7 protein-coding genes are annotated in these 6281 nt (G+C 70.8%); 5 read left to right on the top strand and 2 right to left on the bottom strand.

Annotated features, from left to right (window positions below; all coding sequences use genetic code 11):
* Positions 1 to 7: 7 nt before the first annotated feature.
* Complete coding sequence (locus tag E1295_RS46665; RefSeq protein ID WP_132641618.1) at positions 8 to 751, bottom strand: SDR family NAD(P)-dependent oxidoreductase; 744 nt, start codon at positions 749 to 751, stop codon at positions 8 to 10.
* A 140-nt stretch (positions 752 to 891) separates the two neighbouring features.
* Between E1295_RS46665 and mshA the strand changes: the two genes are divergently transcribed.
* Genes mshA through E1295_RS46650 form a run of 3 tightly spaced genes read left to right on the top strand, consistent with a single transcriptional unit; the run spans position 892 to position 3501 of the window.
* A complete protein-coding gene (gene mshA / locus E1295_RS46660) occupies positions 892 to 2217 on the top strand; it encodes a D-inositol-3-phosphate glycosyltransferase (RefSeq protein WP_132641616.1) in 1326 nt (441 codons plus the stop codon).
* Positions 2218 to 2255: 38 nt separating this feature from the next.
* Positions 2256 to 2747 (top strand): type III secretion system chaperone family protein, encoded by a 492-nt coding sequence (locus E1295_RS46655; RefSeq protein ID WP_132641614.1) that lies wholly within the window; start codon positions 2256 to 2258, stop codon positions 2745 to 2747.
* 10 nt (positions 2748 to 2757) lie between these two features.
* Positions 2758 to 3501 (top strand): phosphoglyceromutase, encoded by a 744-nt coding sequence (locus E1295_RS46650; RefSeq protein WP_132641612.1) that lies wholly within the window; start codon positions 2758 to 2760, stop codon positions 3499 to 3501.
* 31 nt (positions 3502 to 3532) lie between these two features.
* Here E1295_RS46650 and phoU read toward each other — a convergent pair whose 3' ends face one another.
* Positions 3533 to 4174: a phosphate signaling complex protein PhoU gene (gene phoU / locus E1295_RS46645; RefSeq protein ID WP_132641610.1), complete on the bottom strand. Its 642-nt coding sequence runs from the start codon at positions 4172 to 4174 to the stop codon at positions 3533 to 3535.
* Positions 4175 to 4306: 132 nt separating this feature from the next.
* Here phoU and E1295_RS46640 point away from each other — a divergent pair, with 132 nt between their 5' ends.
* Together E1295_RS46640 and E1295_RS46635 are read left to right on the top strand one after the other, a co-directional pair.
* Positions 4307 to 5479, top strand: a complete 1173-nt coding sequence (locus E1295_RS46640; protein ID WP_132641620.1) for a sensor histidine kinase — start codon at positions 4307 to 4309, stop codon at positions 5477 to 5479.
* Positions 5476 to 6168 (top strand): response regulator transcription factor, encoded by a 693-nt coding sequence (locus tag E1295_RS46635; RefSeq protein ID WP_132641608.1) that lies wholly within the window; start codon positions 5476 to 5478, stop codon positions 6166 to 6168. Before E1295_RS46640 ends, E1295_RS46635 begins: the two co-directional genes overlap by 4 nt.
* Positions 6169 to 6281 lie beyond the last annotated feature (113 nt).

Here is a 6281-nt window from a genome sequence, read left to right as displayed (position 1 = left end):
GGTGGGCTCAGCCACTGACGCGGTGGATCCTGTGCTGCGCGGCCTGGGCGCGGGGGCGGATGACCATGCGGTCGATGTTCACGTGGGCGGGGCGCGTCACGGCCCAGGCGATCGCGTCGGCCACGTCGCCGGAGGTCAGGGGGCCGGGCACGCCTTCGTACACGCGGGCCGCGGCCTCCTCGTCGCCACGGAACCTGGTGACCGCGAAGCCCTCGCTGCGCACCATGCCCGGCGCGATCTCGACGATCCGCACCGGCTGCCCGACGAGTTCGAGGCGGAGCGTCTCGACCATCGACGTCTGGGCGTGCTTGGCCGCGCAGTAGCCGCCACCCCCCTCGTACGACACCAGCCCCGCCGTCGAGGTCAGCATGACCAGCACGCCGTCCCCCGACTCGATCAGCCGGGGCAGCAACGCCTGGGTCATGCGCAGGGAGCCGAGCACGTTGGTGTCGTACATCCGCTGCCAGTCGTCGAGCCGGGCCTCGGCCACCGGTTCGAGGCCGAGTGCGCCGCCGGCGTTGTTGACCAGCACGTCACAGCGGTCGAGCGCGCCCGCCAGCGCGTCGACCGACTCCGGTGAGGTCACGTCGAGCGTCACCGGCGTGATCGAGGGGACCTCGGCGGCCAGCTTGTCGAGCCGGTCGCGGCGCCTGGCGCCCGCCACCACGTCGTATCCCTCGCCGGCGAGCCGGCGCGCGGTCGCCTCCCCTATTCCGCTGCTGGCGCCCGTCACCACGGCTGTTCTGCGCATGTCCTCATCCTGCCAGCCCCGCCGATCCGCGTCGGGGGCAGGCCGCCGCGGACGGCGGGCGCCGAGCGGGCATCGCCTCGCCCGGCTCCACGGTCATCCGGACGCCGGAGTTGTACCCCGACTGTGACTATCTGTCGGGAATGTCGCAAAAATTCGGAGGGTTGTCATTGGTTCGGAGGTGGTGTCGAGTGAGGCGACGACGGGTCCACCGGATCGCGACCATCAGCATGCACACGTCCCCCCTGGACCAGCCCGGTACAGGTGACGCCGGCGGCATGAACGTGTACATCGTCGAATCCGCCAGACGGCTGGCCCAGGCCGGCGTGGAGGTGGAGATCTTCACCCGCGCCACCGCCCGCGACCTGCCGCCCGTCGCCGAGCTCGCCCCCGGCGTCCTCGTCCGCCACCTCACCGCCGGCCCGTACGAGGAGATGGACAGGAGCGACCTTCCCGGCCAGCTCTGCGCGTTCCTGTCGGAGGTGCTGCGCACCGAGGCCATGTACGAGCCCGGCCGCTACGACGTCATCCACTCCCACTACTGGCTGTCCGGCCAGGTCGGCTGGCTGGCCAAGGAACGCTGGGGCGTGCCCCTCGTGCACACGATGCACACCATGGCCAAGGTCAAGAACCTGCTGCTCGCCCGGAACGACAGGCCGGAACCCCAGGCCCGCGTCGTCGGCGAGGAACAGGTCGTCGAGATCGCCGACCGCCTGGTGGCCAACACCGCCGACGAGGCACGCGAGCTCATCGACCTGTACGGCGCCCCCGAGCAGCGCGTCGCCGTCGTCAACCCCGGCGTCAACCTCACCGTCTTCAGGCCCGGCCCGCAGGACGCGGCCCGTCGCCGCCTGGGGCTGCCGCAGGACGCGCACGTGCTGCTGTTCGTCGGCAGGATCCAGCCGCTCAAGGCGCCCGACGTGCTGCTGCGCGCGGCCTCCAGGATGCTCATCGACGACCCGTCGCTGCGGGAGCGCCTGGTGGTCGCCTGCGTGGGAGGCCCGTCGGGCAACGGCCTGGCCCGGCCGTCCCTCCTCACCGAGCTGGCGGCGGAGCTGGGCATCGCCGACGTCGTACGCCTCGTGCCGCCGGTCGCGCAGGAGGAGCTGGCCGACTGGTACCGGGCCGCGTCCGTGACCGTGGTGCCCTCCTACAGCGAGTCGTTCGGCCTCGTCGCCCTGGAGTCGCAGGCGTGCGGCACCCCCGTGGCCGCCGCGGCCGTGGGCGGGCTGCGTACCGCCGTGCGCCACGACGTGTCCGGCGTGCTCGTCGACGGCCATGACCCGGCCGTCTGGGCGGGGGCGCTGCGCCGCTTCGTCACCGCGCAGCGCCGCCGCGACGAGCTCTCCCGGGGCGCACGCGCGCACGCCGCCGCCTTCGGCTGGCAGGCCACCGCCTCGCGGCTCATGGAGGTGTACGCGGCCGCCGTCGCCAACCTGCACAGGACGCCCGTGGCCGTGAACCTCTAGCGCCCGTACATTGTTCTGGCCCGCTTATGCTGGGCTGCATGCGCGATGTCGTCGAAGCCGCGCTCAAGGCCGCGGACGTCTCCTACGAGGAGCCGCGGCCAGGGGCGTTCCTGGTCAGACTGCCCGGGCAGCACAAGCTCGCCACCATGACCTGGCTGATCGTCGGAGAGACGGTCCTGCACGTCGAGGCGTTCTTCTGCCGCCGGCCCGACGAGAACCACGCCGAGTTCTACCGCTGGCTGCTGGGCAAGAACGGCACGACGTACGGCGTGCACTTCTCCCTCGACCCCGTCGGCGACGTCTATCTCGTCGGGCGGGTCCCCCTGGCCGCCGTCGACGAGGACCAGATCGACCGGCTGCTCGGGTGCGTGCTGACGTACGCGGACGACTGGTTCGACCGGGCCCTTGAGCTGGGCTTCGCCTCGTCGATCAGGCGCGAGTGGGAATGGCGGGCCAAGCGCGGCGAGTCGCTGGCCAACCTGCAGGCGTTCGCCCGCTTCGCCGACCCGGCCAGGGCGGAGCGCCCCTAGGATTGGGCATATGGCGACTTTGGTGCTGCTACGGCACGGCGAGAGTGACTGGAACGCGAAGGGCCTGTTCACCGGCTGGGTGGACGTGAGCCTGTCGGCCAAGGGCGAGGACGAGGCACGCCGGGGCGGCAAGCTGCTCCAGGAAGCCGGGCTCCGGCCCGACGTCGTCCACACCAGTCTGCTGACCAGAGCCATCCAGACGGCGCAGCTGGCGCTGGGGGCGGCCGACCTGCTCTGGCTCCCCGTCAAGCGCAGCTGGCGGCTCAACGAACGCCACTACGGCGCCCTGCAGGGCAAGAACAAGGCGCAGACCAGGGAGGAGTTCGGCGAGGAGCAGTTCATGCTCTGGCGCCGCTCCTACGACACGCCCCCGCCGCCGATCGCCGACGACGACGAGTTCTCCCAGGCCGGCGACCCGCGCTACGCCCTGCTGCCCTCGGAGCTCATGCCCCGCACCGAGTGCCTGAAGGACGTCGTGGAGCGCATGCTCCCCTACTGGTACGACGAGATCGTCCCCGACCTCGCCGCCGGCCGCACCGTCCTGGTGGCGGCGCACGGCAATTCCCTGCGGGCCCTGGTCAAGCACCTCGACGGCATCGGCGACGAGGAGATCGCCGGCCTCAACATCCCGACGGGCATCCCGCTGGTCTACGACCTCGACGCCGACTACAACCCGGCGGTGCGCGGCGGGCGCTACCTCGACCCCGAGGCGGCCAAGGCGGCCATCGAAGCCGTCGCCAACCAGGGCCGCTGAGCCCGGACGAGGCGTCGGGCCGGCCCGACGGTCAGGGGCGCGACCCCGTCACGAGGTAGACGACGTCCGCCGCCACCCTGACGGCATGATCGGCGTAGCGCTCGTAATAGCGCCCGATCAAGGTGATGTCGATCGCCGGCTCGACGCCGTGCGGCCAGTCCTTGGCCAGGATGTTCCTGAACAACCGCCGATGCAGGCGGTCCATCGCGTCGTCGTCCTGCTCCAGCTCCAGCGCCGACTCGACGTCCCTGGACGCCACGCAGCTGCCGGCCTTGGTGACGAGGTTCTCGGCGATCTGCCCCATCTCGACGATCGTGGAGCGGGTCTCCGCCGGGATCGCCGAGTCGGGGTGGCGAAGGCGGGCGACCTTGGCGACGTGGACGGCGAGGTCGCCCATCCGCTCCAGGTCGGTGCCCATGCGCAGCGCCGTGATGACCATCCGCAAATCCACCGCGACCGGCTGCTGCCTGGCCATCAGCTCGAAGATCGACGCCTCGATGTCGGCGAACGTCGCGTTCACCTCCTCGTCGCGGGAGATGACGCTCTCGGCGAGCGCGAGGTCGGCGTCGAGAAGTGCCGTGGTGGCACGGGAAATGGCCGAGCGGACGAGTCTGGTCATCTCGACCAGTTTGTCGGTCAGCGAATCGAGTTCTTCATGGTACGCGTCGCGCATGCCGTCACCGTACGAGGGCGACGATGAACGAACTCCAACGCTCAGATGAACTTTCCAGGAAAGCCGCGTTCATCCCCAGATGAGGGGGTCTGTCCTGCGAAAAGGCCACCTACCATCAAAGGCATGAGTGAGATGGCCATGAGCTTCGCGGCCCTGGCCGGGTTCGTGGTGGGCGCCCTGGCGGTCCTGTTCTACCGCAACCAGATCGAGGCCCCCAGCCGCACGGCCGCGAGCGACGACGTGGAGACGGGCACGGCGCTGCCGCAGGGGGTGGCCTCCGTGCTCGCCGTCCTGCCGTCGTCCGCCGTGGTGCTCGACGCGCATGACCGCGTGCTGCGCGCCAGCTCGGCGGCCCGGGCGTTCGGGCTGGTCAAGGGGGAGCGGCTGATGGCCGCAGAACTGCTCGCGCTGGCCAGGCAGGTGCGCCGCGACGGTGAGATCCGCGAGAGCGAGATCGACGTCGCCGGGCACAAGTTCGGCCAGGAGACCACGAGCTTCGCCGTCCGCGTGGCGCCGCTGGGCTCGCACGGCCAGGTGCTCGTGCTGGCCGAGGACCAGACCGAGCGGCGCAGGGTCGAGGCCGTACGCCGCGACTTCGTCGCCAACGTCAGCCACGAGCTGAAGACCCCGGTGGGAGCGCTGAGCCTGCTCGCGGAGACCATTGAGGACGCGGCGGACGACCCCGAGGCGGTCACCCGCTTCGCCGGTCGCATGCAGCTGGAGACCGCCCGGCTCAACTACCTCGTCCAGGACCTGATCACGCTGAGCAGGATCCAGGGCGCCGAGCCCATCCCCACCCCCGGGCAGGTCGCCATCGACGAGGCCGTCAACGACGCCGTCGACCACTGCAACACCAGGGCCGCCGCCAAGGACATCGCGATCGTCACCGGCGGCACCGAGGGCCTGCGCATCTGGGGTGACGACGAGCTGCTCGTCACCGCGCTGCGCAACCTGATCGACAACGCCGTCGCCTACAGCCCCGAGCACACGAGAGTGGTCGTGAGCGTGCGGCCCGCAGGCGACTCCGTCGAGATCAGCGTGAGCGACCAGGGCATCGGCATCCCCGAGGAGGCCCTGGAACGCATCTTCGAACGTTTCTTCCGCGTCGACGCGGCCAGGTCACGGGCGACCGGCGGCACCGGCCTCGGCCTCGCCATCGTCAAGCACGTCGCCGCCGCCCACGCGGGAGAGGTGTCCGTCTGGAGCAAGGAAGGGTCCGGCTCCACCTTCACGCTCCGCCTGCCCGCGTTCGGCGGCACGGCGGTGGCAGTACCACCTTCGATTCCCCTGGAGGCCGCCAAATGACCCGAGTGCTCGTCGTGGAGGACGAGGAGTCCTTCTCCGACGCCCTGTCCTACATGCTCCGCAAGGAGGGCTTCGAGGTGTCGGTCGCGGCGACCGGGCCCGAGGCGCTCGACACCTTCGACCGCAACGGCGCCGACCTGGTGCTGCTCGACCTGATGCTGCCGGGGCTGCCCGGCACGGAGGTGTGCCGTTCGCTGCGCCAGCGTTCCAAGGTGCCGGTGATCATGCTGACCGCCAAGGACAGCGAGATCGACAAGGTGGTCGGCCTGGAACTGGGCGCCGACGACTACGTCACCAAGCCGTTCTCCTCACGCGAGCTGGTGGCCCGCATCCGCGCGGTCCTGCGCCGCCAGGGAGACGCCGTCGAGGAGCTGGAGACGGCCGTGCTCGCCGTCGGCCCCGTACGCATGGACGTCGACCGGCACGTCGTCGCCGTGCGCGGTGAGCAGGTGCAGCTGCCGCTGAAGGAGTTCGAGCTGCTGGAGGTGCTGCTGCGCAACGCCGGGCGCGTGCTGACCAGGGGCCAGCTCATCGACCGGGTCTGGGGCGCCGACTACGTGGGCGACACCAAGACCCTCGACGTCCACGTCAAGCGCCTGCGCGCCAAGATCGAGTCCGACCCGTCCGACCCGCGCTGCATCCTGACCGTGCGCGGCCTGGGCTACAAGTTCGACGCCGTCGAAGGCTGAAAACCCCTGTTCCGGTACGACCGCCGTACCGGAACAGGGGTTTTCTGCTGCTCAGTGAGCTTCTTCCGCCGCCTCTTCCCCGGTCGCCGAGGGCGTCGGGGAGGGGGTGGGCG

Origin of the sequence: Nonomuraea mesophila, assembly GCF_004352805.1 — a bacterium.
GTDB lineage: Bacteria > Actinomycetota > Actinomycetes > Streptosporangiales > Streptosporangiaceae > Nonomuraea > Nonomuraea longispora.
This window is presented reverse-complemented; position numbering and strand designations above follow the sequence as displayed.

Bases quoted from the DNA above. Each gene is read 5' to 3' on its own strand.
- E1295_RS46665 (WP_132641618.1), bottom strand. From the start codon at position 751: ATGCGCAGAACAGCCGTGGTGACGGGCGCCAGCAGCGGAATAGGGGAG.
- mshA (WP_132641616.1), top strand. From the start codon at position 892: ATGTCGCAAAAATTCGGAGGGTTGTCATTGGTTCGGAGGTGGTGTCGA.
- E1295_RS46655 (WP_132641614.1), top strand. From the start codon at position 2,256: ATGCGCGATGTCGTCGAAGCCGCGCTCAAGGCCGCGGACGTCTCCTAC.
- E1295_RS46650 (WP_132641612.1), top strand. From the start codon at position 2,758: ATGGCGACTTTGGTGCTGCTACGGCACGGCGAGAGTGACTGGAACGCG.
- phoU (WP_132641610.1), bottom strand. From the start codon at position 4,174: ATGCGCGACGCGTACCATGAAGAACTCGATTCGCTGACCGACAAACTG.
- E1295_RS46640 (WP_132641620.1), top strand. From the start codon at position 4,307: ATGGCCATGAGCTTCGCGGCCCTGGCCGGGTTCGTGGTGGGCGCCCTG.
- E1295_RS46635 (WP_132641608.1), top strand. From the start codon at position 5,476: ATGACCCGAGTGCTCGTCGTGGAGGACGAGGAGTCCTTCTCCGACGCC.